Here is a 380-nt window from a genome sequence, read left to right on the forward strand (position 1 = left end):
CTGCGATACAAGCGCTGACGAACGCTTGTTCCGCCGGGATTTTTCCGGTGAAGTCGCGGTGGTCGTGGTTCCACAAGGAACGCGCAATGAAAGGGAGATCACTCATTATCCTGCTCATTGTACTGGGATCGGTGTTTGGAGTAAGTAAAGGTGGCTGGTCAGTTTCCGGCAACCAACTGATCTTCAACGTCGTATTCCAGAACAAGTAAGCTACTGGCCGCTCTGTGAGCGGCCTTTTATCCAGGCGGGCGCAGCATGCAGCGCCCCTACGGTTGAACATGTGCGACTTCAACCACTTCGGCTACATTGCCACGTTGTCATCATTTTGCATATAATCAGCATTGGCGGATCGCAGGAGCACAACAATGAGTTTGGCTGGC

At 52.6% G+C, this 380-nt stretch carries 1 protein-coding gene; it reads left to right on the plus strand.

The features are described 5' to 3' along the window. Window positions 1-209, plus strand: a 209-nt coding sequence (locus tag DUK53_RS17900) for a hypothetical protein (RefSeq protein ID WP_236637342.1), incomplete at its 5' end; no start/stop codon positions are given. Window positions 210-380 lie beyond the last annotated feature (171 nt).

It is taken from the genome of Listeria sp. SHR_NRA_18 (genome assembly GCF_003856515.1).
Classification (GTDB): Bacteria; Bacillota; Bacilli; order Lactobacillales; family Listeriaceae; genus Listeria_A; species Listeria_A newyorkensis.